Origin of the sequence: Streptococcus mitis, assembly GCF_022137125.1 — a bacterium.
In the GTDB taxonomy this organism is placed as follows: domain Bacteria; phylum Bacillota; class Bacilli; order Lactobacillales; family Streptococcaceae; genus Streptococcus; species Streptococcus mitis_CE.
Genome location: NZ_JAKNEQ010000010.1, coordinates 1 through 26,198, shown reverse-complemented (window position 1 = coordinate 26,198; position 26,198 = coordinate 1). Strand labels below are relative to the sequence as shown.

The following is a 26,198-nucleotide window of genomic DNA, read 5'->3' as shown; positions in this document are numbered from 1 at the left end:
AAATTACTATCTACAAATTATAAAAAATATAATACAAATTAATAAAAAAGAGAATAATCTAAGCATTTCATGATAGAAATGTTCAAATTATCCCTTTTATTTATAAATATTTTTTAAGTTAACTTTAATTTGATTCGTAAGCGGTCTGCTTGAGCTTTTCCAATCACCTTATCCAACAAACGGGTACGGAGACTCATAACTCCATAAACACCTCCACCCATGGCACCGACCAGTGCTACATATAGGAAACTCCACAAACGTCCACTTGGTTGGAAGACAAATCCTAAAATCCACTGCAATGTCCCAACTACTAGAAACATGAAAAGAGTTAACAAACTGATTAAAATGGTTCGTTTCAAAATCACCTTGCGCTTAACACCAGTTACCTTGCAAATGTCCCGATACATCAAAACATTAGGAATAATGAGGCCGATGGTTGTGGAAATCAAAGGTCCATAACTGTGAAAGAGAGCAATGGTTGGCAGTTGTAAAACCAGCTTGGCAATGGAACCATAGATAAAATAGAGAACGGCCTTGCGGTTGCGGAACATGGCTTGAAGCATTGGAGACAAAACCATGTACAAGCCTAAAATAGTAGACTGCAAAACTGCAAAGACAAACAAGCCCATAGCCAAACTATCTGGCTTGCCATAGAAGACAGTATAGAGAGGTTCTCCTACCATAACCACTCCAACCGTTGCTGGTAGCAAAAATAAGAAAAGCATGGTGATGCTGTCCTGAACTAAACGAGAAGCTGCCTTCAAGTCCCCCTTGACATAGTTTTCAGTCAAAAGTGGCAACCCTACACTCCCAATCGAAACCCCAACAGAAATCAAAATCATAGTGATTTTATTAGGATTGGCAGAGAAATAAGAAAACATGACAACCAAGTCTTCATTACTATAGTTGGTAAACCAACTCATACTATTGATAAAGGTCATCTGGTCCAAAATCTGGAAAAGCTGGATAGCAGACCCTGTCAGGATAAAAGGAATGGCTTCCTTAATGGTGTCGACCAAAAGACGCTTGCTGTTTATCTTATCTCCTGTTTCAAGGACTCTTTTAAGTAATCCTTCTTTGGCAAGGAAATAGATCAAAACTGCAAAACTAGCTACCATGCCGACAAAGGCAGCAAAGGTGGATTGGGTAACCGCTGCTAGATAATCTCCTGAGCCCATTTTCATAATCATAAAGGTAGCTAAGAGCATCCAGATAACGCGAATGACCTGCTCAGCGATTTGGCTCATGGCATAAGGTTTCAGGTTATTCATCCCTTGGAAGAAGCCTCGGATAACACTCATAGATGGGAAAATCAAGACCGCCCAAGCCAAACTCTGCATGATTGGGATCAAGTCTTTCCCTACACCCGACAAGTCTGCTAGCCAAGGAGCAAAGACATACAAGACCAAAGCAAAGACCAGACCTAGTCCTGTCATAAAGCCTAAAAAGCTCCGAATCAAGGCAAAGCTATGCTCTTCTTCTCGCATGGTATTGTACTTGGCCACTTGCTTGGCAACCGCAACTGGAATACCCGCTGTTGAAATCAGCAAGAACCAGGCATAGATATTGTAGCCCATGGTAAAGAGACCATTTGCTGTAGCCGCATAAGACCCCATCCATATATACCAAGGGATGATATAAATGGCACCGAGTAGACGACTGATAAAGTTACTAGCCGTTAGCCAAGCAGTCCCCCGTAACATCTGGGCCTGCTGGTGATTGTTTTCGTTAGACATAGATTCCTCGTTTAATTTTAATCACTAGGAAAAATTCCTCATCTTCCATTATAAACTTTTCCTTGTCACTTGTAAATTTACGACTTTCGGTTTACAATAGAAAGTATGATTAAGATTGAAACCGTATTAGATATTTTAAAGAAAGATGGTCTCTTCCGTGAGATTATCGACCAAGGACATTATCACTACAACTACAGCCATGTCGTATTTGACACCATCTGCTATGATAGCCGCAAGGCCAAAGAGAAGAGCCTCTTTTTCGTCAAGGGCGCTGCCTTTAAGAAGGAATTTCTGCTTTCAGCCATCTCTCAAGGACTCGGTTGGTATGTGGCTGAAGAAGACTATGAAGTTGGTATTCCTGCCATTATCGTCAGCGATATTAAGAAAGCCATGAGTTTGATTGCTATGAAATTTTATGGCAATCCACAGGAAAAACTTAAACTTCTGGCCTTTACTGGAACCAAGGGTAAGACAACAGCTGCCTATTTCGCCTATAACATTTTGTCTCAAGGGCACCGACCTGCTATGCTCTCGACCATGAATACAACTCTAGACGGCAAGACTTTCTTTAAGTCTGCATTGACAACTCCTGAGAGCATTGACCTCTTTGATATGATGAATCAAGCTGTGCAAAATGACCGCACCCACCTCATCATGGAGGTATCTAGTCAAGCCTATCTGGTCAAACGTGTCTATGGCCTAACCTTTGATGTAGGAGTTTTCCTCAATATCAGCCCAGACCATATTGGCCCTATTGAACACCCTAGCTTTGAAGACTACTTCTACCACAAGCGACTCTTGATGGAAAATAGCCGAGCAGTCATCATTAACAGTGACATGGACCACTTTTCTGTCTTAAAAGAACAAGTAGAAAATCAAGACCATGATTTCTACGGTAGTCAGTCGAACAACCAAATCGAGAATTCCAAAGCCTTTAGTTTTTCAGCTACGGGTAAACTCGCTGGAGATTATGATATCCAACTCATTGGCCACTTCAATCAAGAAAATGCCGTTGCTGCTGGACTTGCTTGCCTCCGTCTCGGAGCTAGTCTTGAGGACATCAAAAAAGGTATCGCTGCAACCCGAGTTCCTGGTCGTATGGAAGTCCTCACTCAGAAAAATGGAGCCAAGGTTTTCATCGACTACGCCCACAATGGTGACAGCCTCAAAAAACTAATCAAGGTTGTAGAAACTCATCAAACAGGAAAAATTGCTCTGGTTCTGGGTTCGACAGGAAACAAGGGAGAAAGCCGTCGTAAGGACTTTGGCCTCCTCCTTAATCAACACCCTGAGATTCAAGTCTTTCTGACTGCTGATGACCCTAACTATGAAGACCCAATGGCCATTGCAGATGAAATTAGTAGCTACATCAATCATCCTGTTGAAAAAATTGCAGATCGCCAAGAAGCCATCAGGGCAGCGATGACTATCACAAGTCAAGAATTAGATGCAGTTATTATCGCCGGTAAGGGAGCCGATTGCTACCAAATCGTCCAAGGAAAGAAAGAAGCCTATCCAGGAGATGCAGCCGTAGCAGAAAATTATTTATAAGGATCGTAAAAAAATCAAGGGAAACGAAACCCTTGATTTTTTCTATTTTTATTTAAAAGCGTTTTTCAAACCTTCAACGGCACCTTCTACAGCACCTTTAGCATCTTCAACTACTTCTTTTGCCTTAGCAACTGTCTTTTCTACAGCGCCTTCTGCTTCAGTCTTGCTATCCCCAGTAACTTTACCAAATCCTTCTTTGATAGCGCCTGTTGCTTGTTCCAATTTGTTTTCAAGTGACATATGATTGTCTCCTTTGGTTTTATTCCGATATGTGTTACCGGTTACATATAGTTTATACTGAATCCTAAGGAAAGTCAAACAATGTGCTCAAAAACAAAATTTCACGCTAAGTAGAAAGTTAATCTCTCCTTGTCCAAATCGATAGCCAACTCATACTTCCCCTCTTCATTTTGGACAATATAGTCTAGGACGACCAAACTTTCCACAAAGATATCACGTCGTTTCTGTATAAGCTGGTCTTTTTTGAGGAACTTCAACAAAAAAGTCGTCATATATTTGAGAGCATACTCAGGATTGACATCTCCCAAAATGGCATAAAGTTCCTGCTGTTTTTCTGTCAAAGGATACTGATGTTTGACCTTGTAGAAATAATTGGACAAGGTCATTTTTGTTCGCGCAAAATCGGTCTTTTCAACTAAAATAGCTGCATTGGTCTGATTGCGCAATTCCGTCTCAAAACTCTGCTCTAACAAGGCTTGATAGGCCGGACTATCTTCGCTGACAAAAATCTCTTGATCCAGTTCGAGACTATCGAGTGATTCAAGCATAGGAAGATTAAGGTAATAACGCTTATTTTCTCGTAGAATCAAACCTGCCTTTATATACTCTTCCATGAGTTTATCAACTGCAACATCTGGAAATTGAGCCTTGATTTCCCGTAAAATCACATCCTCATGCTGGTCCAGATAGCGGATCAATTCTCCAAAAAATGGCTGTCTCGTCAAACGAGATGGATTAAAAATCTGAATCATGAAGATTCCTTTCTTTACATTCTAACAGAGGCGATGCTGCCAACTGACTGGGATTGGTCCCCGGCTGGTTCAAAGGAACAGGCAGACCTAGTTCTCTGTAATACTCCCTCCAAAAATCACTAATCTCCTGCTCCCCATCTCCAAATTTCATGGGAATAGTTTCAAAAATGGGGAGAATTTCTGCCATGTACTGGGAACAGTAAAAACCTTCTCCATCTGGATAGAAAGAAGTATTGTAGGGTGCTCCTAGATGTTTGCAAGCTTTTTCCTTCACAGACTGGATATCCATTTCTGGGTAAACATAGAGGTCGTACAAGTGATTGGACTCAAAGAAGTCTGCTGGTTCTTGACTAACCACACCAGCCTGTCCACTAGCGTGGTAAATCATCCCATCCAAATAAATGGCAACATGGCTATAGTTGCCTGTGGAAGTTTGGATGGCTTGCCCCATGTCCGACTCATCTCTCACAAAAATCAAATCACCAGTTTCTAACATGCTTCACTCCTAGAAAAAAAGGAGCCGAAACTCCTTTCGATATAAGGCAAACTAGCCTTTCCTAATTTGAATTAACACTCAAAATCTTAAGCATTAAAGCTTTCAGTCAATTGAGGTACCACTTGTTTCTTACGTGAAACAGCACCAGCAAGGAAGGCATGATTGTTTTCAAGTTTGAAGTTGAAGGCTGCTTCAACCTTGCCCATGTTAGCACCAAGAGCTAGGATTTCTGAGTTTGAGTTGACGATATCTGTAATCATCAAGACAAAGTCAGAGTAGCCGTTTGCTGTGTTGGCAGCTTGCATTGCAGCTTCAATTTCTGCTTGGCGTTCCAATACTTCAGCGATGTCAACTGTGTTTACTTGAGCAACACGGACATTATTTCCGTTCAATTCAAAAGTTTTAGCATCGATGTCAATCAATTCGTCAGCAGATTTGCTAGCCAAGTTTGTACCAGCTTTCAACATAGCCAAACCATACTCTTCCAAGTTGACACCAGCCAATTCAGCCAATTCTGGAGCAATAACCTTATCTGTTGGGTGTGTTGTTGGTGATTTCAAAAGAAGAGTATCTGAAATCAAACCTGAAAGCATCAAACCAGCAATCTCTTTAGGCACGGCTACACCATGTTCTTTGAACATACGGTAAACGATTGAAGACGCTGAACCAACTGGCTCCAAACGCATGTAAAGTGGGCTTGCAGTTTCAAAGTTAGCCACACGGTGGTGGTCTACAACACCGTAAACTTCTACTTCAGCGATATCTGATACAGATTGTTGGAATTCATTGTGGTCAGTCAGGATAACTTGCTCTGCACCCTCTGCTTTAGCAGAAGTGATAACACGCGGTGCTTCTACACCAAAATAGTTCAAGACAAAGGCTGTTTCTTCATTTGGAGTTCCAAGGGCAACAGCTTCCGTATCCAAACCATAAGCTTCTTTTGCAAGGTAGGCAAAGGCTACAGATGACCCGATGGCATCTGAGTCTGGATTTTGGTGACCAAATACTAGAATCTTAGACATGATAATACCTCATTTTGTTTATTCTCTTTATTGTAGCATTTTTTTCGCTTTTTGACAAAAGTAAGAGGAGTCAAAGGGCTCCTCACAATTCTTCAAAATAACTGATACTCTTCGAAAATCTCTTTAAACCACGTCAGCTCTATCTGCAACCTCAAAGCAGTGCTTTGAGCAACCTACGGCTAGCTTCCTAGTTTTCTCTTTGATTTTCATTGAGTATGAGTAAATTTCTATCTTGATTTTCAGATAAAAATCTTTCCTTCTGTGGCCTCTTCTTACGCTTGAAAAGGGCTTCAGCTGACATGGCTTCTTCCTTACTGGCAAAACCTTGAGCATAGATAAGTTTGACTGGCAAGCGTGCTCGTGTGTATTTGGCTCCCTTCCCACTATTGTGGACAGCGAGGCGTCTTCTCACATCAGTCGTATAGCCTGTATAGTAAGATCCATCACGACACTCCAGCACGTACATATAAGCCTTATGATCCATAATAAATCTCTTCAAGTTCAGGCGTATAAGAGCCATCATCATTGTGCACAATGAGAGGTGGCAAGACCTTAAAGCCACTTGTCGATCCATCCTTGATAGCCTCAATCAAAAGCATATTGGCTTCCTTTTCTCTTTTTGGATAAACAAACTGCAGGCGCTTAGGGGCTAGATTATGCCGTTGTAACGTATCCAAAATATCCAGAAGTCGATCAGGACGATGAACCATAGCCAAACGCCCATTAGATTTGAGAATACTCTGAGCACTACGACAGATTTCCTGCAAATTAGTCGTAATTTCATGGCGAGCCAAGAGATAATGTTCACTCTCGTTCAGATTGGAATGAGGATCCACCTTGAAATAGGGCGGATTACACAAAATCATATCCACCTTACTTCCCTGAATGTAAGCAGGCATATTTTTCAAATCATCACAGATGACCTCCATCTGCTCTTCCAAACCATTCAAACGGACAGAGCGCTCAGCCATATCTGCCAAACGCTCCTGAATCTCAACAGCCAAAATCTGTGCCTGAGTCCGAGTGCTAGCAAATAGCCCAACTGCTCCATTTCCAGCGCAAAAATCCACTATCAAGCCCTTTTTAGGAAAACGTGGAAATCGTGACAAGAGAACACTATCCACCGAATAGCTAAAAACCTCTCTATTTTGAATGATTTTGATATCTGTCGAAAAGAGCTGGTTAATGCGCTCCCCTGATTTTAATAATTGTTCTTCTTCCATGGTCCTATTATAGCAGATTTATATTAACATTACAAAAGATAGAGATTTCTAACTAGTGCTTCTGATTCTTCAAATGTTGAAGGGCTTCCTTGGTCCAAATTGGCATCATTCGTTTGAGAGGCGCAAAGCCGTAGTTAAAACGGTCGCTTGAAAAGCGTCGCCGTCTCGGAAACTGGTGCTTTTCTTCCTCCAAAGTGCGGATAGAAAGACTAGCTTTCCCTGTAAATTCATCTAAATCCACTACTTGAACTTGAACCTCTTCATCGACTTTCAAGGCTTCTTGGATATTTTCAATAAAGCCTGTCCGAATCTCTGAAATGTGAATCAGCCCCGTATCACCCGTCTCTAGCTCAACAAAGGCTCCGTAGGGCTGAATCCCTGTAATACGGCCCTTTAGCTTATCACCGATTTTCATCTTAGTCCTCGATTTCAATTGTTTCAATCACGACATCTTCAACTGGCTTGTCCATAGCTCCTGTATCAACAGCAGCAATGGCATCCAAGACAGCGTAAGACGCTTCATCAGCTAACTGACCAAAAACAGTGTGTCGACGGTCTAGGTGAGGTGTCCCACCTTGGTTAGCATAGATTTCTGCAATCGATTCTGGCCAACCACCACGAGCAATTTCTTTTTTAGAATAAGGCAGGTGTTGATTTTGCACGATAAAGAACTGGCTGCCGTTGGTATTTGGACCAGCATTGGCCATAGAAAGGGCACCACGAATATTGTAAAGTTCTTCTGAGAATTCATCCTCAAATGATTCGCCGTAGATTGACTCGCCACCCATACCAGTTCCAGTTGGGTCTCCACCTTGAATCATAAAGTCCTTGATAATACGATGGAAAATGACACCATCATAGTAGCCATCTTTTGAAAGAGCTATAAAGTTAGCCACTGTTTTAGGAGCATGTTCAGGGAAGAGCTTAATACGCAAGTCTCCGTGATTGGTCTTAATAGTCGCGATAGGACCTTCTACTGTTTCAATGTCTACTTGTGGAAAATGCAATTCTTTTTCTACCATACCAAATCCTTCTAAGGCATCAAAAATGCCATCTTCTTCTAATGTTTTTGTAATATAATCTGCTTTTTCTTTGATGTTATCATGAGAAATTCCCATTGCAACGCTGATTCCAGCATAATCAAAGAGTTCCAAGTCGTTGAGGCCATCTCCAAAAACCATGACGTTCTCTGGTTTCAAGCCAAGGTGTTCCACAACCTTTTCCACACCCGTCGCTTTGGAGCCTGAAATTGGCACAATATCAGACGAATGTTGATGCCAACGAACCATGCGAAGTTTATCAGAGAGACTTTCAGGCAAGTGCAAGTCATCTCCTTTATCTTCAAAAGTCCACATCTGATAGATATTTTCTTTCTCGTGGAAATCGGGATCCACATCCAAATCAGGGTAAATTGGATTGATAGCTTCACTCATCATATTGGTGCGAGTCGACAACTTGGCATCATGACTCCCAACCAAACCATACTCAATTCCTTCTTGCTTGGCCCAAGAGATATACTCCTCAACATCTGACTTCTCAATCTGATGTTGATAAATGACCTGGCCTTTTTTATCTTCAATATAAGCCCCATTCAAGGTCACAAAAAAGTCAGGTTTGAGCTCACGAATCTCCGGAACGACACCAAAAATCCCTCGTCCAGAAGCAATACCTGTCAAAATTCCTTTCTCACGTAATTGCTTAAAAACAGTTGGGATTGAAGCTGGAATAAAACCTGTCTTTGAATTCCGCAATGTATCATCAATATCAAAAAAGACAATCTTGATCTTCTTTGCCTTGTATCTTAATTTGGCATCCATCTCACTACCTCTTTCAATCTAACTCTTTCCATTATACCATAAAGTAGCTAAATCCCCTATTTTCAAAAAATTTCCAGTTTTATTGTAAATCCTTGGATAAGTATAAAACTAAATCATCATCGTTTTGACAACTTGCACCCATTTCTAGCGGTTTATTTCTATACCAGACACCTGTACCATCTGGAATGTAGCTCCGTCTGATATACAATCTCTGGGCAGGGCCATAGCCTAAGTGCAAACCTACACCAAGAGTGACCTTACTCGAAACAAACTTGACTCGTTTTTCTGCTTTTTCTAGCAGTTGATTCCCAATCCCTTGATTTCGAAAATGCTCAAACACATTAAAATCTGATAATTCTGGATAGACTTCTGCAAAAGGACCATGTTTAGCAGAGGGCAAAATGGTAATGTAGCCCGCTACAGCACCATCAATCTCTGCAACTAAAACTTCTCTCTCCCCACTTTCCTGTTCCAGAAAATATCTAGCCAAAATTTCCTCTCTACCAGGCCAACCTTGATTCATAAATCCATGAGATAAGGATTCAATATCAGACTTAATCATATTTCTAATCGTACAATTCATCTTTGACTTACCCACCTTTACTCTTTCTATTACCATTATAGCACGCCAAGGTCAGAAAAAACTATCTCGTGAAAAAAGACCCAACCGGGTCTTAATTCGCTTTCTTGTTTTCAAGCTCATGAAAAAGAGGTCCACTGGACCCAAACTCGCTCTCTCATTTCAAGGCTCGTGAAAAAAAGACCCGTCGGGGTCTTTTCTTTAATCTTCGTTTACGAAAGGCATCAAAGCCATTACGCGAGCGCGTTTGATAGCTGTTGTTACTTTACGTTGGTTTTTAGCTGAAGTTCCTGTTACACGACGAGGAAGGATTTTCCCACGTTCTGAAACGAAACGGCTAAGAAGCTCAGTATCTTTGTAATCAACATATTCAATTTTGTTTGCTGCGATGTAATCAACTTTTTTACGGCGTTTGAATCCGCCACGACGTTGTTGAGCCATGTTTTTTCTCCTTTATAATTTTAGTTGTCCATTAGAATGGTAAATCATCATCTGAAATATCCAAAGGATTTGTTGCTCCAAATGGATTTTCATCACGTGAAAAGTCTGGTACTGAATTTGTAGGCGCTGAATAGTTTGAACTTGGTGCAGAATAAGCTCCACCTGTATGACCCTCACGCACACTACGGCTTTCCAACATTTGGAAATTCTCAGCCACGACCTCTGTCACGTAGACACGTTGTCCTTGCTGGTTATCGTAACTACGAGTCTGGATACGACCTGTCACCCCGATAAGTGAGCCTTTTTTAGCCCAATTAGCAAGGTTTTCAGCCTGTTGGCGCCACATAACGACATTGATAAAATCAGCCTCACGTTCGCCATTTTGACTCTTAAATGTACGGTTTACTGCAAGAGTAAAAGTCGCAACTGCTACATTTGATGGGGTATAACGCAACTCAGCGTCACGTGTCATACGCCCTACAAGTACAACATTGTTAATCATAGTTTACCTTCTTAAGCGTCAGTTTTGACGATCATGTGACGAAGAATGTCAGCGTTGATTTTTGAAAGACGGTCAAACTCTTTAAGAGCTACGTCGTCGTTTGCTTCAACGTTAACGATGTGGTAAAGTCCTTCACGGAAATCTTTGATTTCGTATGCAAGACGGCGTTTTTCCCAAGATTTTGATTCAACAACAGTTGCACCGTTGTCAGTCAAAATAGAGTCAAAACGTGCTACCAAAGCGTTTTTAGCTTCTTCTTCAATGTTTGGACGAATGATATAAAGAATTTCGTATTTAGCCATTGATATGTTCCTCCTTTTGGTCTAATGACCCCAAGACTTTGCAAGGGGTAAGTGAGGTTCGCTCACAATAAACTATTATACTAGAAAACATTTTTTTACGCAAGTAAAAACACCGAAATAAAAAAGAAGATGACGAATCATCTTCTCAAAAACTATAAGTTTTTAGTCTTCTTTTTTCTTGCGAGCAAGAAGTCCAAATCCACCTAGGGCTCCAAGAAGTCCAAGCGCTGCAAGACTAGCGTTAGCTTCTGTACCTGTGTTAGGTAATTCTTTTTGACCATCAACATATTTAGGTGTTGCTGGTTGAGTAGCTGAATCAGTTGCTACTGATGTTTCAGCTGGTGCTGGAACTGCAGGTTGGGTTGGAGTTGTTGGTTGTTCCGGTTGCACTGGAGCTACTGGTTGTTCAGGAGTCTCTGGTGTTGATGGAACAGGTTGTGGTGTTGGTCGGTAGTTGCTACCACCATTTCCACCACCGTTATATCCATCTCCATTGTATGGACTAGTTTCTGGAATGCGTTTAGGAATTACCGTTACTGGGACTTCTACCACTACGATTTCTCCTGTTGGTAGTTTCACCTTCACTTTAACACTTGGTTTCACTCCTGGTGTTTCAGTTGTAGGGATTTCGTCAACTTCGATGATTTCAGCATCTTTTGGTAATTTAACATGACCTTTCACATCTTCTGTAGTGATTGGCGTTCCTACTTCAACTACGATTGGTGTTACTGTAACACTTTCTTTTGGTGTTTGTGGCTCTTCTTTACGTTCTACCACATTTACAACTGCTGGAACTTCAACTAATAGATTACCATCTTTATCCCTAACAACTACAATTACATTCTTCTTACCTGGTGTTGTTGTATCAGGTTGTTCTTTGAATGTAAATGTTGCCCCTTCTGGGAAGTCTTTAGGATTAATGTTATCTTTTGCTTCTGGAGCTTTATCTGGATTCACTGTAACTTCTTGCTCTTTACCTTGAACCACGATAACTTTCGCAGGTACTTCTACGATTGAATCTCCATCTTTATCTTTAACAACAACAGTTACATCTTTAATTCCTGGTGTTTTTGAAATATCTTTTTCTTTATATTCAGGTTTTGCTTCTGCTTCTTTAGGGAATACTGATGGATCTACAGATTTATTCACATCTGGTTCGTTTCCAACTGCTACATACTGAGTCTTAGGTCCTACTACAGTAACTTTTGCTGGAATTTCTGCAATTGGTTCACCATTAAGTTTAGCTACTACAATAACATCTTTATCTCCTGGTGTATTTGTATTTACTGGAGTTTTATATTCAAATGTTGTTCCATCTGGGAAGTCAGTTGGGACAATATTTTCTGCTGGTACAACTTTAGTTGGGTCTGTATTTACTGGTACATATTGTCTATAAGCATCAACCACACGTACTGTTGTTGGTACTTTAACTAATTCATTACCATCTTTGTCCTTAACGATTACATTTACTGGATAATCTCCTGCTTCTGAAATGTTAACTGGATCTTTTCCATCAACTTTTTCGTATTCGAATGTAGCACCTTTTGGATAATCTTCAGTATTAACACTGTTTTCAGGTAATGGTTGACCTTGATCAACAGGAATAATTTGTGGGTATCCTTGTACCACTTTAACTTTCGTAGGTACTTCTACGATTGTTTCTTCTACTTCCTTGCCAGGCTCTTCTTCAACTTTAGTTTTAACAAGAACTGTAACATCTTTATCTCCTGGTGTTGTTGTATCTACTTTCTCTTTGTATTCGAAAGTAGCATTATCAGGGAAGCTATATTTCTCTTTATCTACAAGGCTGTCTGCTGGTGTTGGTTGAGTATTTTCAGGATTTGCAGCTACATATTGAGTCTTAGGTCCTACTACAGTAACTTTCGCTGGGATTTCTGCAATTGGTTCACCATTTAGTTTTGCTACAACAACAACATCTTTATCTCCTGGTGTTGATGTGTCAACTGGAGTTTTATACTCAAATGTTGTTCCATCTGGGAAGTCAGTTGGGACAATATTTTCTGCAGGAATTACTTTCTTAGAATCAGTATTTACTGGTACATATTGTCTATAAGCATCTACGACACGTACTGTTGTTGGTACTTTTACTAATACATTACCATCTTTATCTTTAACGACAACTGTTACTGGATTATCCCCAGCTTCAGAAATGTTAACTGGATCTTTTCCGTCAACTTTTTCGTATTCGAATGTAGCACCTTCTGGATAATCTTCAGTATTAACACTGTTTTCAGGTAATGGTTGTCCTTGGTCTACAGGGATGATTTGTGGATTTCCTTGTACTACTTTAACTTTCGCAGGTACTTCTACGATTGTGTCACCATCTTTATCTTTCACAACTACAGTTGCATCTTTTTCACCTGGTGTTTTTGTATCTACTGGTTCTTTATAACCAAATTTAGCATCATCTGGGAATTTATTGTTATCTTTATCTTTATCTGTCAGACTCTTAGATGCATCTGGTTGAGTATTTTCTGGATTTGCAGCTACATATTGAGTCTTAGGTCCTACAACTGTTACTTTCGCTGGAATTTCTGCAATTGGTTGACCATTTAGTTTTGCTACAACAACAACTTCCTTATCTCCTGGTGTTGATGTGTCAACTGGAGTTAAATACTCAAATGTTGTTCCGTCTGGGAAGTCTGTTGGTACAATATTTTCTGCAGGAACCACTTTAGTTGGATCAGTATTTACTGGTACATATTGTCTGTAAGCATCTACAACACGTACTGTTGTTGGTACTGTTACTAATTTATTTCCTTCTTTATCCTTAACGATCACGTTTACTGGGTAATCTCCAGCTTCAGAAATGTTAACTGGATCTTTTCCATCTACTTTTTCGTATTCGAATGTAGCACCTTCTGGATAATCACCTGTATTAATACTGTTTTCAGCTAAAGGTTGTCCTTGATCTACAGGGATAATTTGTGGATTTCCTTTAACAACTTTAACAGGTACTTCCACTTTTTCTTCACTATTAGGGTATTTAACTGTAGCTGGTACTACAACATTTGGATCCCCAGCTTTCCCAGTTGTATCTGGTAAATCTGAGTCTTTTGGTGTTTGTACTGTACCATCTTTATCAGGTGTTACAGCTGCTGTAACATCGTTTGGATTTGGTTTATTGCCCTCTACAACATATACAGGCTTCACTTCTGAACCTTTAACATTTACTGTTACTGGAATTTCTGAAGTATAAGTGTCCCCTTCTGGAGATGTAAATGTTACTGGAACTTTTACAACTACTGGTTCACCTTTTTTATTAGCAATATCAGCAGGAAGTTCAGGAATTTCTCCAACAGTAACTGTATATCCTTCTGGTACTTTTGCTGGGAAGTCAGGAGTTTTAATTAACTCGTTAGCTTTTGCTTTTAGAGTATCTTTAACAGTTTCTGGAGTAGATCCTTTAGGGACGTCGATTTCTCCTTGTGTTCTAGGAAGAACCGTAACTGGTACTGTTACATCTTCTGTAACTTCTGTTCCATCTACATTGTGAGTCACTGTTGTTGGAATTGTTAATCCAGTTTGACCAGCTTTTCCATCAGTTTTGAAGATATCACTTGCTTTTGGTTCATTAGCAGTACCTTTACCAAGGGTAGTAGCTGGTTCTACTTTTTCTTTAACACTAGCAGGTGTAATTTCATCGCCTTCAAATACTACTACTGGTTTAGTTTTAGATTCAACAACGTTTACTTCAATATCAACTGTTGTTTCAAATGTTTTACCATCTACTGTATAAGTTACAGGTACTTTAACAACCCCACGACCATCTTCAGCAACTTTCGTAATTGCGATATTATCTTTATTAACAAAAGTTGAACCATTAGTGTCACCTAATGCAGCTGTACCAGTAACATCGTTTAATAATTTAGTAAACTCTGGAGTTTTAATCGCTTCTTGAGCTTTCGCATAAGCAATTGCTTTTAATTGTTCATCAGTTGTGTTAATTGGTACGGTAATGACTGAGTTAGTTTGTAAACTATTAATGAAGATTTCTCTACCATATTTGTGGTTTGGATCATCTGAATCTGCTAAACCATTACGGTTAAATTCATTTTCATAAGCTGGTTTTAAACCATTTGCAGTATATGAGTACAGTCTGTTACCTTCTGCATCCGTATCTCCAAAACCACTCTTAACTGTTACTTTAAAGTCAGCTGGTCCTACGAAGTTATCTGCTGCTGTAAATGGAATACTTGTTTTACGAGAGTTTGTCTCTGCAGCAGCCATACGATTTCCGGCTGGTACGTTATAAGTTAATTTTCCACCTTTTGAGTTATCACTTGGATCGTTAGGAACCCATTTAATTGTATTTGCCCAAACATTTCCTAACCAGTTTGATCCACCGTTAGCATTGTAGATTTTATCTTCTAACGTTACACCTTTAGGAACTTCTACTGTCACTTCAACATTTGATGCACCATAGTAGTCAATATTCATTCCACCAGTGTTTTTAATATCGATATCAAATACACCTTTTTGACCTTTATCATAAATTGTATCTTTTGTATATCCGAATTCAAAACTTTTGTTTCCTGAACGAACATTAGTTAATACTTCAGCAGCTGGAGCAGTTGCGATACCAATACCACCGATTAAGTAACCATCTTTAATATTGATTTTGTTATCATTAATTAAACTATTTGTTCCTTGACTTCCTGCTTCAATTAACACTTTAATTTTAGTTGTTTCAGCTGGAATATCATAAATACGGTCTAGGTGGTTCCATCCGTTAGCAGCAAGAGCAGCTTGTTCAGTTGCTAAAGGACCATTTTTACCTTCAACTGGTTTGATTTCTTTACCAGTGAATGCATCTACGATTGTTAATTTAACTCTTTCACCTGATGATGTTGATGTTGAACCACCATATGCAGCACTATGAATTAAGTTAACATTTAGACGAGAATTTCCGTTTACATCGAATTCTTTCGAAAGTGTTGTACCTTTACTTCCTAATTCTAGATAGTAATCACGGTTTTTCACTTCACCGAACACATTTTTTCTCATTACATCAATTGTTGGAGTTACTGAAGGAACAGCACCACTACCATTAACATAACTTTTTTCACCTGAAGTTTGGTATTTTTTTAATTCTCCATCGTTTGAATAGATTTTAGATTTTGGAACTTCACGTGTACTTGGTTGTCCATCTTTATCTGTAACATTTGTTACATCAAGTGGTTTAACCGCATTAACTTTTTCACCTTTTTCAATTTTCCAACCATTTAACATACCAGCTTCTGCATCAGCTTTTGTAATAGCTTTTTCTTGCCAGTTATATGTTGCACTACCGATTGGATCTTTTGCATTTGGAACATTATTTACTTTATTAGTAATGTCACGTCCACTTTCATATTGTTTAGCAATTGTTTCTGATTTTTTATCTGCATCAGTGAATGTTACTTTGTCTCCGAAACCTTCTTTTAAGCTTTCGAATACACCGTTTTTAGGGTTGTTACCATAAGCAGCATGGTTTTCACTAACAGGAGCACCTAATTCAGTTTTTCCTGCTAAGTAAAATGCTAATAAGTCACGTTCAGATTTAACAGCTTCTGCTTGTTGGCTCATTGCTTGAGCTGATGTTGCTTCTGCAGCATTCGCTTTCGTTACTACACCATTAGCTTTTTCAATAACTTTAGTGTAAGTATCAATTACTGCTTGATCTTTTTTATTCGCATCTTTTGCTTTTTGTTCATCAAGTTTAGCTTGAATTTTAGCAATATTTGCTTGTAATTCAGTTAAAGCGTTATCTCTTTCAGCTTTGTATTTAGCTGCTTCTTCTGCCGAGTTAGCTGCAGTTGTATCTACTGTTCTAAAGCCACTTTCACCTTGACCAGGAATGGCCTGTCCATTACGTGAATCTTGGTTTTTGTTTTCTTTCTTATCTGCAGTTGCTTTTGGCATACTTTCAAGAACAAAAGCTCTGTTTTTCAATGAACTTGTTGAATAATCAACTTCTGCTTGTGTTGCTTTGTCGTTTGAAAGAAGGGCTTGCGCCTTAGCAAGTTCTGCTTTTGCTGCTTCGATGGCTGAGGCAGTCTTTTCAGTTAGACCTGCTTTCTCAAGAGCTGCTTCCATACGAGCAATAGCTGCTTCCAATTTGCTTGTATCAACCTTTGCAACTGGGGCTTCTGCCACTTTTGGTGTTTCTGATGGTGCTGATGGTTGTCCTACCTCAGCTGTTGGTGTAGTAGTTTCAGTTGAAGATTGAGCCTTATTTGAATCTTCTGGATTCCCAGCGTTAGGGTTTACTTGTTCGTTTGTTGCTGGAGTTGTTGAAGGTGTAACATCCGCGTGAACAGTTGCTGCTCCACCAAACATCATGTAGGCTGCTACAGCTACTGACGCTGCTCCAAAACTATACTTACGGATTGAAAAGCGCTGGACTTTTTGTCCGTGGTACTTGTCCATTCTTGAATACATATTATCTCCTTTTTTTAATAAATCTTAATTGCGGAATTACACCCAAGTATTTAAACAACGCCTCCATTTCCAGCTTAATTTATACATTAAAGCAGCTACACTTAGGTACTCAATCCCTAATTTACATTATAACATTATTTCAATTAAACTGTCTACGTTTATTTGCAAAATACGAGGATTTTTCTATATATATATATTAATCAACGTTTTATGAGATTTCATCATAAAAAATAAAAGGCCAATTTGACCTTTTACTTTTATATATTTATTTACGGTTTGATACGGTGCAACATACGTGGGAATGGGATAGCTTCACGGATGTGTTTTGTTCCTGCTGCAAAGGTTACCATACGTTCGATACCGATACCAAATCCTCCGTGTGGAACTGTACCGTATTTACGAAGGTCAAGGTAGAATTCATATTCTGTACGATCCATGCCAAGTTCATCCATTTTTGCGACAAGGGCATCGTAGTCTTCCTCACGCATAGATCCACCGATAATTTCTCCATAGCCTTCTGGAGCAAGCAAGTCTGCACAAAGCACGCGCTCTGGATTTCCAGGAACTGGTTTCATGTAGAAGGCCTTGATGGCTGCTGGGTAGTTCATGACAAATGTTGGCACACCAAAGTGGTTTGAAATCCAAGTTTCGTGTGGTGAACCAAAGTCATCTCCATGCTCAAGATGTTCGTAGTCAGCGTCTTCATCATTCTCATGCTCTTGCAAGAGGTCAATGGCTTGATCGTAAGTGATACGTTTGAAGGGCTCTGCAATGTAGCGTTTCAAGAGCTCTGTATCACGTTCCAATGTTTCCAAGGCTTGAGGCGCACGGTCAAGAACACCTTGTAGAAGAGCTTTTACATAAGCTTCTTGCAAGTCAAGTGACTCATCGTGTGTCAAGTATGAGTACTCTGCGTCCATCATCCAGAACTCAGTCAAGTGACGGCGTGTTTTTGATTTTTCAGCACGGAATACTGGACCAAAGTCGAATACACGACCAAGGGCCATAGCTCCTGCTTCCAAGTAAAGCTGACCTGATTGGCTCAAGTAGGCTGGAGTTCCGAAGTAGTCAGTTTCGAAAAGTTCTGTTGAATCTTCTGCCGCATTTCCTGAAAGAATTGGGCTATCAAATTTCATGAAACCGTTCTTGTCAAAGAACTCATAAGTTGCATAGATAATAGCGTTACGGATTTGCATCACCGCTACTTGCTTACGAGAACGAAGCCACAAGTGACGGTTGTCCATCAAGAAGTCTGTTCCGTGTTCTTTTGGTGTAATTGGGTAGTCTTGAGACTCACCAATCACTTCGATGTCTGTAATGTCCAACTCATAGCCAAACTTAGAACGTTCGTCTTCTTTGACAATACCTGTCACATAGACAGACGTTTCTTGGCTCAAGCGTTTGATAACATCAAACTTCTCAAGTCCTACTTCTTCACCAAATTTCTCTACAAAGTTTGGTTTAAAGGCCACACCTTGGAAGAAGGCTGTTCCATCACGCAATTGCAAGAAGGCGATTTTCCCTTTTCCTGATTTGTTGGCAACCCAAGCGCCAATCGTCACTTCCTGACCAACATAGTCTTTTACATCAATAATCGTTACACGTTTTGTCATTATTTTTCCTTTTCTTTTTCTTTTATTTTTCCATAAATGCTTTCAAGCGTTTAACTGCTTCTTTAAGCGTGTCTAGGTCTGTCGCATAGCTGAGGCGGACATTTTCTGGCGCTCCAAAACCTGCTCCTGTTATGAGTGCCAAACCAACTTCCTCAAGAATAGCTGTTGTAAAGTCAGTCACATCCGTATAGCCTTTCATCTCCATGGCCTTTTTGACATTTGGGAAGAGATAGAAGGCCCCTTGCGGTTTGACCACTTCAAAACCAGGGACTTCACACAAGAGTGGATAGATGGTATTGAGACGTTCTTCAAATGCTTGACGCATAACTTCCACAGAATCTTGCGGTCCAGTTAAGGCTTCGATAGTTGCATATTGTGAAACAGCAGTTAGGTTAGAAGTTGTTTGACCTGTCAATTTGCTCATAGCAGCAATGATTTCTGGATCACCCACTGCATAGCCTACCCGCCAACCTGTCATGGCATAAGCTTTTGATACACCGTTAATGACGATGGTTTGCTTGCGAATGGCTTCTGATAGACTAGAGATTGGTACGAACTCATTCCCGTTATAGACCAAACGACCATAAATATCATCTGCTAGGATGAGAATGTCATATTCAACAGCCCAATTTCCGATAGCCAAGAGTTCCTCACGGGTGTATATCATTCCTGTCGGATTGGATGGCGAATTCAACACCAAAACCTTAGTTTTATCTGTACGAGCTGCTTCTAACTGCTCTACGGTCACCTTAAAGTGATTGTCTTCCTTAGCAGGAACAAAGACTGGAACACCACCAGCCATCTTGACCTGGTCTCCATAGCTGACCCAGTATGGGGTTGGGATAATCACTTCATCACCTGGATTGACCACAGCCATAAAGAAAGTATAGAGTGAGAACTTAGCACCGGTAGCAAATGTGACTTCGTTGGCCGCTACGGAATAACCATAATAACGCTCAAAATAGGTATTGACTGCTGCTTTTAACTCAGGCAAACCTGAAGCTACCGTATAGAAAGAAGCACGTCCATCTCGAATGGCTGCAACAGCTGCATCTTGAATATTTTTGGGAGTATGGAAATCGGGCTGACCTAAAGTTAAGAAAAGTACATCTTTTCCTTCAGCCTTTAACTTCTTTGCTCTTGCATCACTAGCCAGAGTCACACTTTCTTCCATTTCTAAAACACGGTTGGATAGTTTCATAGGCCCTCCTTATTGACCAATGCTCCTGTTTCAAAATCTACTAGGTAAAAATCAGAGCCTGACTTGACTTCCCAAATTGGCTTGTCTTGATAACGACCAAAGGTAATCTTGTCAATCTCGCCAGCTCCTTTTTCCTTCGAAACAGCTTCTGCTTTTTCTTGTGAAACACCTTGATTTAGCTGATAAACGTAAATCTTATGGTCATCTTTTCCAATCAGGACAGCAAGTGCTTCTTGCTGTTTATTATGACCAAGAACACTGTAATAAGATTCCAAGCCATTGTATAAGTCAACCTGATCAGCCTGCTCTAATCCTGCATACTGCTGAGCTAATTTTTCTCCTTCACTTTTAGCTGTTTGATAAGGTTTCATACCCAAAAACACTAGATACAGAAAGGAAGCACTGATAACCACAAACAAAATCGTCATCCCTATACCATACTGCCACAGTAGATTATTTTTTGCTTTGTTTTGTCTTTTTTTCACTCGTCTATTTTACCATCTATTGGGCTTTATTACAAGCGAATGCAAGAACAAACCTATATTATTTCTTCCTTCAAAGTAAATCGATTTTTCTTAGTTAAAACCGAGCAAGAAAAGGAAAGACACAAGCAACATAAACGTATCAAAAAACCTGAGCTTAGCACTCAAGTTTTCGTAAGTTCTTTACTTTATAGAATCACTTTATCATCCATTCTTTTAGCCATTTTTCCTAAAAAGATAGGTAGTAGAAGGCCAATCATGGCTAAAAAGAAGCCTAGATAAAGAAATGTTAGCACAAAGCCTAAATGGTCAATCAACCAGCCTGTCAGCGGGAAAAACACAATCATACTGAGGCTAAACATCATAGAGTAGACACTCAGCATGGTTGCCCTTACTTCGCTTGGGAGGCGCTCTTGCAAATCATTGTCAAAAATCGGCTGAAAAAGAGCATATAGAGCATTGCTAATCAAATAAATCAAAATATAGATTAGAGGTGTTCCAAAGTAGGACAGCATATAGGTGACTCCAGTCAGCAGGACGAGGATAGGGAAAAAATTCAAGGCAGCATATTTCTTTCCAAGCTTACTCGCTAGATAGACTGCGAGGATATTCAAGAGACTTCCAAGTAGCATAACTGCTGAAATTTGCCAACCACTTAAATCTGGTAACTGATTTTGATAGTAAAAATAAAACATGCACATGAGTGTGCCGACAATCTGAGACAAAATCATCCAGTTGAAGAGCATGGGATTTCGCTCCAACTCTTCCTTAACAGTCCAAATAATCTGTTTCATGGTCACACTATCAGCTTTTTCTACCTTGACACTAGGTTCTTTCAGCATCCAAATCAAGACAAGAACTATGATAGAAGTGACAATCATAATATAGTAGGTCAGGTGCAATTGACCATGGACAAAAAATCCCGCCAACACTGTCCCCAAAGAACGAGTTCCTTCTGCTAATCCTGACATGAAACTTGAAATAGATAGATAGCGTTCTTTTAGTCCAGCCTCTACAGCCGAGTCATAGACCATTGCTGCGCTTGTTCCTGAATCAAAATTATAAGACAAGGCACTCACCGCCATAGCTAGGGCATAAATCCAAAAATTTCCCTGCCCAGCCAACATAAGAATAGAAGACACAATCCCTGCTATTCGACTTAAATAAAGATTGGTCTTATAGGAATAACGGTCAGCTAACATACCAGATGGAATTTCACAGAGAAGACTGGTCGTATGAAAAATACTCTCCAAAAGTCCAATCTGCCAAAGAGACATTCCATTTTGACTGAGAAAGAGAATCCAAAAACTGGTAATCCCTAAAAATGCAAAAAACTCAACCCCGGCCATCAGGCCAATATTCTTCCGATAATTTCTTATTAACATCTTTTCTCCTTTAACAAGTGTATTATTATTTCTTTTGTCCGTCACTTGTTAATCTGTGCCTTACATGATCTCCACCCCTTTTTAGAAGCATTCTTCAATGCCATTATTATTCCTTTAATTATTTATGAAATGATACCGGAAAATAGCCGTTCTGCGGTTTCTATTGCGAGTTTTCTTGTTTATTTTAGCACTTATGTCATCATATTACAAGAGAATATAGGAATGCTCTGCGAAAACCAAATGCATTTCAGTCGCAAGTGACTAGAGTTTCTGTAATTTTATCGTTTTCAAATTAACTCTGAGCAAATTTCTTGCAAGTCCTTTTGTTTTGTTGTAATATATTTTATGACAACGAGAGGCTTCTCGGAAATTTAAGAAAAAGGAGACACATCATGTCTAAAAAAGTATTATTTATCGTCGGATCACTACGCCAAGGTTCTTTCAACCACCAAATGGCCCTCGAAGCTGAGAAAGCACTTGCTGGCAAAGCGGAAGTTAGCTATCTTGATTATTCAGCCCTTCCTCTCTTCAGCCAAGATTTGGAAGTTCCAACTCACCCAGCTGTAGCGGCTGCTCGTGAAGCGGTTCTGGCTGCGGATGCTATCTGGATCTTCTCTCCAGTCTACAACTTCTCTATCCCTGGAACAGTGAAAAACTTGCTTGATTGGCTATCTCGCGCCCTTGACTTGTCTGATACACGTGGCGCTTCTGCCCTTCAAGACAAGTTTGTCACCGTATCATCTGTAGCCAATGCAGGTCACGATCAACTTTTCGCTATCTACAAGTACCTCTTGCCATTTATCCGTACACAAGTCGTTGGTGATTTCACTGCTGCACGTGTCAATGACTCTGCTTGGGCAGACGGAAAATTGGTTCTTGAAGAAACAGTCCTAAACTCACTTGAAAAACAAGCTCAAGATTTGGTCAATGCAATCTAGTCATCTCTAATTGCTATTCTAAAACAGACAATCGGACAGACTTTTAGCCCTCTATATAAAAGAACTAGACAATTCATCAACAATCGAATGACTAGTTCTTGAAATACGAAAAAAGAACTAGAGTTCTCACAAATGAGTGAGTTTTCTAGTTCTTTTTGATTTACAAAGACTTCACGTAGGGAAAGCTACCAAGGATCAGATGAGATCATCTATTTAAGCTTCCTCTTCATCGTCTTTTTTCTTTTTGGCAAATAGCAAACCAAATGCGCCAAGAAGAGAGAGAACCCCTATTGCTCCTGTAGCACGGTCTTCTTGTGTACCAGTATTTGGCAATATTGCTTTCGGTTGAGAAACTGATGGATTCGTTTCTGATACTTCATTCTGCAATTGAGCAGACACTTCAACTGTTTGACTTGGTTGTTCAGCCGCTTGAGTAGCTGGCACCTCAGCAGGGGTAGCAATATCCGGTCTAGGATTTGTATCGTAAGATGGTGCAGCTGGTCTTTGCTGAGCGTCACCTGTTGGTCTAACTGGACTCACTTTCCTGAAGATGTGAGTTACAACATCACCTTTAGTTTCTGTTCTTACAAATACATAACCTTCAATTTCACCATGTTCAAATGCTTCATTGGCTTCACCTAATACCGTTGGAGCTTTGGAATCCGCTGGTTTCAATTCTTTACCATTTTCATCAACCCACTTAGTGATAATCAGTTGAACTTTAGGTACTTCTACTGGATCAGGAAGATCACCATTCACACCTCCATTGAATTCTGGGACTTCATGTGTTGGTGAATTTGGTGCGTTCACTCCGCCATTAAATTTCGGTAAGGTTTCTTGAATTTCTGGCTCACCATTTACTCCACCTGCAAACTCTGGAACTTCATGAACTGGCGAATCCGGGGTATTTACTCCTCCATTAAATTCTGGAATTTTCAAAATTTCTGGTACACCTTTTGCATATGCAAATACCAATTTATCTCGAGAAATTTCATGACTGACTTTTGTTTCCGGATCTGTAATTGTCACATTTCTTTTTGAATCAACTGTTACATCTTTTCCTGGATTTGCTTTTGTCACTTTTTCTTTCACTTTATCTTGTTCTTCTGGACTTAAGTTCTCAGGATTTTTCACAGGTACTTTTTCCATCGGAACTACTGGACTGAAATCTTCTGGATTCACAGTAATTACAACATCAACATCTTCTGTACTTCCATCTGGATACGTTACAGTTACAACACCTTTTTTCTCCCCATGTTTTGAAGTATCTGGAATTTTTCCATCTTTCCATCCAAAAGTCGTTCCTTCTGGTAACGTTTTTATATTTTCAATACTATCTTTTGCAGATGGTACTTGAGCATGTTCTACTGTTTGTGCTTTTGGTTGAGGATCGTATTCATCATTTTGAGGCGTTACGTTTACCGTTACCGTCACTTCTTCCGTACTCTTATCTGGGTAAGTGATTAATACTTTTCCTGTCTTACTTCCTGGTTTACTTGTATCTGGTTGTTCTGACCAGCTATATTTTGTTCCTTTTGGTAAGTCATTTGTATTAATACTTTTCTCTGGATCTGGTACTTCGTTATGTCTTACTTTTTGGTTCGGTTGTTTTGCCGTTGGGTTAAAGGTTTCTTTTTGTTCTTTGACCCTTACTGGTACTTCGACTTCATCTTCCGTTCCATCTGGATAATGCACTAACGCTACTCCTGGATGACTTCCTGGTGTACTTACATCTGGCGTTGTCTTCCATGTAACAGTTGTTCCATCTGGTAAGCCTGTTTTGTTTACACTTGTTTCTGGATCTGGCACATGACCATTGTCCACTTCTTGCGCGATAGCTGTTGGTGTGTATTCATCTTTTTGTGGCGTTACTTCGACTGTTACTGTCACTTCTTCCGTACTCTTATCTGGGTAAGTGATTAATACTTTTCCTGTCTTACTTCCTGGTTTACTTGTATCTGGTTGTTCTGACCAGCTATATTTTGTTCCTTTTGGTAAGTCATTTGTATTAATACTTTTCTCTGGATCTGGTACTTCGTTGTGACGAACAGTTTGGTTCGGTTCTTTTGCCGTTGGGTTGAAGGTGTCACTTTGTTTCTTAACTGTGACAGGAATTTCTACTTCATCTTCCGTTCCATCTGGATAATGCACTAACGCTACTCCTGGATGACTTCCTGGTGTACTTACATCTGGCGTTGTCTTCCATGTAACAGTTGTTCCATCTGGTAAGCCTGTTTTGTTTACACTTGTTTCTGGATCTGGCACATGACCATTGTCCACTTCTTGCGCGATAGCTGTTGGTGTGTATTCATCTTTTTGTGGCGTTACTTCGACTGTTACTGTCACTTCTTCCGTACTCTTATCTGGGTAAGTGATTAATACTTTTCCTGTCTTACTTCCTGGTTTACTTGTATCTGGTTGTTCTGACCAGCTATAGTTTGTTCCTTTTGGTAAGTCATTTGTATTAATACTTTTCTCTGGATCTGGTACTTCGTTATGTCTTACTTTTTGGTTCGGTTGTTTTGCCGTTGGGTTAAAGGTTTCTTTTTGTTCTTTGACCCTTACTGGTACTTCGACTTCATCTTCCGTTCCATCTGGATAATGAACTAACGCTACTCCTGGATGACTGCCCGGTGTGCTGACATCTGGCCTTGTCTTCCATGTAACAGTTGTGCCTTCTGGTAAGCCGGTTTTGGTTACACTTGTTTCTGGATCTGGTACGTGTCCATTGTCCACTTCTTGAGGGATTCCAGTTGGTGTGTATTCATCATTTTGAGGCGTTACGTTTACCGTTACCGTCACTTCTTCCGTACTCTTATCTGGGTAAGTGATTAATACTTTTCCTGTCTTACTTCCTGGTTTACTTGTATCTGGTTGTTCTGACCAGCTATAGTTTGTTCCTGCTGGTAAGTCGTTTGTATTAATACTTTTTTCTGGATCTGGTACTTCGTTGTGACGAACCGTTTGGTTTGGTTGTTTCGCAGTTGGGTTGAAGGTGTCACTTTGTTTCTTAACTGTGACAGGTACTTCGACTTCATCTTCCGTTCCATCTGGATAATGAACTAAGGCTACTCCTGGATGACTGCCCGGTGTGCTGACATCTGGCCTTGTCTTCCATGTAACAGTTGTGCCTTCTGGTAAGCCGGTTTTGTTTACACTTGTTTCTGGATTTGGTACGTGTCCATTGTCCACTTCTTGAGGGATTCCAGTTGGTGTGTATTCATCTTTTTGTGGCGTTACGTTTACCGTTACCGTCACTTCTTCCGTACTCTTATCTGGATAGGTGATTAATACTTTTCCTGTCTTACTTCCTGGTTTACTTGTATCTGGTTGTTCTGACCAGCTATAGTTTGTTCCTGCTGGTAAGTCATTGGTATTAATACTTTTCTCTGGATCTGGTACTTCGTTGTGACGAACCGTTTGGTTTGGCTCTTTTGCCGTTGGGTTAAACGTGTCACTTTGTTTCTTAACTG

General features: G+C 40.0%; 21 protein-coding genes. 2 read left to right on the top strand and 19 right to left on the bottom strand.

What is annotated here, in order from left to right; genetic code table 11:
• Positions 1 to 113 precede the first annotated feature (113 nt).
• Entirely contained in the window at positions 114 to 1,736 is a 1,623-nt protein-coding gene (locus tag L0P31_RS08575) for a putative polysaccharide biosynthesis protein (RefSeq protein ID WP_238096527.1), read from the bottom strand.
• Between the two features lie 105 nt (positions 1,737 to 1,841).
• Here L0P31_RS08575 and L0P31_RS08570 point away from each other — a divergent pair, with 105 nt between their 5' ends.
• Positions 1,842 to 3,287 carry a UDP-N-acetylmuramoyl-L-alanyl-D-glutamate--L-lysine ligase gene (locus L0P31_RS08570; protein WP_238096525.1) on the top strand — a complete coding sequence of 482 codons (1,446 nt, stop codon included), beginning with the start codon at positions 1,842 to 1,844 and terminating at the stop codon, positions 3,285 to 3,287.
• A 48-nt stretch (positions 3,288 to 3,335) separates the two neighbouring features.
• On the opposite strand, the gene L0P31_RS08565 is transcribed toward L0P31_RS08570, so the two are convergent.
• From L0P31_RS08565 to L0P31_RS08485, 17 genes are all read right to left on the bottom strand, one after another.
• Positions 3,336 to 3,527 carry a CsbD family protein gene (locus tag L0P31_RS08565; protein WP_000051184.1) on the bottom strand — a complete coding sequence of 64 codons (192 nt, stop codon included), beginning with the start codon at positions 3,525 to 3,527 and terminating at the stop codon, positions 3,336 to 3,338.
• A gap of 101 nt (positions 3,528 to 3,628) precedes the next feature.
• The gene (locus L0P31_RS08560) at positions 3,629 to 4,279 is read right to left on the bottom strand and encodes a DUF1803 domain-containing protein (protein WP_238096523.1); all 651 of its coding nucleotides are present in this window, start codon (positions 4,277 to 4,279) and stop codon (positions 3,629 to 3,631) included.
• Entirely contained in the window at positions 4,263 to 4,775 is a 513-nt protein-coding gene (locus L0P31_RS08555) for a YiiX/YebB-like N1pC/P60 family cysteine hydrolase (protein ID WP_238096521.1), read from the bottom strand. The genes L0P31_RS08560 and L0P31_RS08555 overlap by 17 nt, the downstream gene beginning before the upstream one ends.
• A gap of 86 nt (positions 4,776 to 4,861) precedes the next feature.
• Positions 4,862 to 5,797: a manganese-dependent inorganic pyrophosphatase gene (locus tag L0P31_RS08550; RefSeq protein WP_000036048.1), complete on the bottom strand. Its 936-nt coding sequence runs from the start codon at positions 5,795 to 5,797 to the stop codon at positions 4,862 to 4,864.
• A 187-nt stretch (positions 5,798 to 5,984) separates the two neighbouring features.
• Positions 5,985 to 6,281 carry a GIY-YIG nuclease family protein gene (locus L0P31_RS08545; protein WP_238096520.1) on the bottom strand — a complete coding sequence of 99 codons (297 nt, stop codon included), beginning with the start codon at positions 6,279 to 6,281 and terminating at the stop codon, positions 5,985 to 5,987.
• Entirely contained in the window at positions 6,271 to 7,020 is a 750-nt protein-coding gene (locus L0P31_RS08540; protein WP_033685376.1) for a tRNA1(Val) (adenine(37)-N6)-methyltransferase, read from the bottom strand. Before L0P31_RS08540 ends, L0P31_RS08545 begins: the two co-directional genes overlap by 11 nt.
• A gap of 52 nt (positions 7,021 to 7,072) precedes the next feature.
• Positions 7,073 to 7,435 (bottom strand): S1 RNA-binding domain-containing protein, encoded by a 363-nt coding sequence (locus L0P31_RS08535; RefSeq protein WP_000689605.1) that lies wholly within the window; start codon positions 7,433 to 7,435, stop codon positions 7,073 to 7,075.
• Position 7,436: 1 nt separating this feature from the next.
• The gene (locus tag L0P31_RS08530) at positions 7,437 to 8,837 is read right to left on the bottom strand and encodes a bifunctional Cof-type HAD-IIB family hydrolase/peptidylprolyl isomerase (protein WP_153210627.1); all 1,401 of its coding nucleotides are present in this window, start codon (positions 8,835 to 8,837) and stop codon (positions 7,437 to 7,439) included.
• Between the two features lie 79 nt (positions 8,838 to 8,916).
• Positions 8,917 to 9,420 (bottom strand): GNAT family N-acetyltransferase, encoded by a 504-nt coding sequence (locus tag L0P31_RS08525; protein WP_004257108.1) that lies wholly within the window; start codon positions 9,418 to 9,420, stop codon positions 8,917 to 8,919.
• Positions 9,421 to 9,618: 198 nt separating this feature from the next.
• A complete protein-coding gene (gene rpsR, locus L0P31_RS08520; RefSeq protein WP_000068664.1) occupies positions 9,619 to 9,858 on the bottom strand; it encodes a 30S ribosomal protein S18 in 240 nt (79 codons plus the stop codon).
• A gap of 31 nt (positions 9,859 to 9,889) precedes the next feature.
• Positions 9,890 to 10,360 (bottom strand): single-stranded DNA-binding protein SsbA, encoded by a 471-nt coding sequence (gene ssbA / locus L0P31_RS08515; protein ID WP_000609602.1) that lies wholly within the window; start codon positions 10,358 to 10,360, stop codon positions 9,890 to 9,892.
• An 11-nt stretch (positions 10,361 to 10,371) separates the two neighbouring features.
• Positions 10,372 to 10,662, bottom strand: coding sequence for a 30S ribosomal protein S6 (rpsF, locus tag L0P31_RS08510; protein ID WP_001151780.1), 291 nt, complete (start codon positions 10,660 to 10,662; stop codon positions 10,372 to 10,374).
• A 162-nt stretch (positions 10,663 to 10,824) separates the two neighbouring features.
• Positions 10,825 to 17,106: a Rib/alpha-like domain-containing protein gene (locus L0P31_RS08505; RefSeq protein ID WP_238096518.1), complete on the bottom strand. Its 6,282-nt coding sequence runs from the start codon at positions 17,104 to 17,106 to the stop codon at positions 10,825 to 10,827.
• Positions 17,107 to 17,375: 269 nt separating this feature from the next.
• Positions 17,376 to 18,719: an asparagine--tRNA ligase gene (gene asnS, locus L0P31_RS08500; RefSeq protein ID WP_000167160.1), complete on the bottom strand. Its 1,344-nt coding sequence runs from the start codon at positions 18,717 to 18,719 to the stop codon at positions 17,376 to 17,378.
• Positions 18,720 to 18,741: 22 nt separating this feature from the next.
• On the bottom strand, positions 18,742 to 19,920 hold the full coding sequence (locus tag L0P31_RS08495) for a pyridoxal phosphate-dependent aminotransferase (RefSeq protein WP_238096516.1): 1,179 nt from the start codon (positions 19,918 to 19,920) through the stop codon (positions 18,742 to 18,744).
• On the bottom strand, positions 19,917 to 20,405 hold the full coding sequence (locus L0P31_RS08490) for a cell wall elongation regulator TseB-like domain-containing protein (protein ID WP_238096515.1): 489 nt from the start codon (positions 20,403 to 20,405) through the stop codon (positions 19,917 to 19,919). Before L0P31_RS08490 ends, L0P31_RS08495 begins: the two co-directional genes overlap by 4 nt.
• 185 nt (positions 20,406 to 20,590) lie before the next feature.
• A complete protein-coding gene (locus L0P31_RS08485; RefSeq protein ID WP_238096513.1) occupies positions 20,591 to 21,787 on the bottom strand; it encodes an MFS transporter in 1,197 nt (398 codons plus the stop codon).
• A gap of 392 nt (positions 21,788 to 22,179) precedes the next feature.
• On the opposite strand from L0P31_RS08485, the gene L0P31_RS08480 reads away from it, so the two are divergent.
• Complete coding sequence (locus L0P31_RS08480; protein WP_238096512.1) at positions 22,180 to 22,725, top strand: NADPH-dependent FMN reductase; 546 nt, start codon at positions 22,180 to 22,182, stop codon at positions 22,723 to 22,725.
• Positions 22,726 to 22,938: 213 nt separating this feature from the next.
• Here the strand turns inward: L0P31_RS08480 and L0P31_RS08475 are convergent.
• The coding region (locus tag L0P31_RS08475; protein WP_238096510.1) for an SIALI-17 repeat-containing surface protein at positions 22,939 to 26,198 on the bottom strand (3,260 nt) is incomplete at its 5' end.